Here is a 1094-nt window from a genome sequence, read left to right as displayed (position 1 = left end):
AGGTCGCCCACGCCGACGCCGCCCACCCGCTCCTCGAGAAGCTCGGCGCGCTGCCCGCCACGGCCCGCGCCGTACTGACGACGCCGCAGGTGCGGGCCGCCGTCGCCGCCTCGCTGGACGACGAGCCGGCCTGGGACGACGAAGGCGCCCTGAGTGCCGAGGAGTTGGCGGACGTCGTGCTGACCCTGGTGCGCGACGCCCACCTCGACGTCGGCGACGAACCGTGGCTCGGCGCCCTCGCCCTGCCCGACGAGGACGGCGAACTCGCGCCCGCCGCCGAACTCCTGCTCCCCGGCAGCCCGGTCGCCGCCGTCCTGCGCGAGGGCGAACTGCCCCACGTCGACGAGGAGCTGGCCGGGCGCTGGGGCGAACAGCCCCTCGCCGCCTGCGGGGTGCTCGCCGCCTTCGCCCTGGTCCGCGCCACCGACGTCGTCCTCGACCCCGACGAACTCGACCCGCGCGACGGCGACTTCCCCGAGACCGACGACCCGGGCCTGCTCGACGCCGTCGACGTGTGGTGCGAGGACGTCCTCGACCGGCTGCCCGAGACCCCGGTGCCGCCCGTCGCCACCGAGCTCGTCGCCGTACGCGACCTCGACCTGGTCGACGAGGACCGCTGGCCCGAGGCGCTCGCGCTGCTGTCCCGGCCGCCGCTGCGCGACGCGCTCACCCAGCCCGTCCGGGTGCTGCTGCCCGACGGCACCCACGAACTCGTCCGCCCGTACACGGCGTGGTGGCTGCGCGGGAACCCGGTCCTCGACGGCCGCCGCCCCGCCGGACTGCGCGCCGCGGGCACGGACCCGCTGCTCGCCGGCCTGTACGAGGCCGTGGACGCCGCCGGATTCGACGACGAGCAGGTGCTGCGCGCCCTCGGGGTGCGCACGTCGGTGGCCGCGCTGCTCGACGAGCCCGGCGGCGCCGCCGAACTCCTCGACCGCCTCGCCGACCCGGCGCGCCCGGTGAGCGCCCCCCAACTGCACGCCGTCTACGGCAAGGTGGCCGACCTCGACCCCGAACAGGTCACGCTGCCCGACGAGTTGCGGGCGGTGCGGGACGGCGACGTGGTCGTCGTCGACGCCGCGGACGCCCTCGTC

Annotated in this window: 1 pseudogene; it reads left to right on the top strand. The window is 77.1% G+C overall.

Annotated elements, in window-relative coordinates:
• A pseudogene (locus G3I40_RS36205) lies at window positions 1-1094 on the top strand (molecular chaperone Hsp90); the annotation flags it as partial.

Origin of the sequence: Streptomyces sp. SID14478, assembly GCF_010548525.1 — a bacterium.
GTDB lineage: Bacteria > Actinomycetota > Actinomycetes > Streptomycetales > Streptomycetaceae > Streptomyces.
Note: the sequence above shows the minus strand (reverse complement) of the source record. Positions and strands in the feature narration are given on the sequence as shown.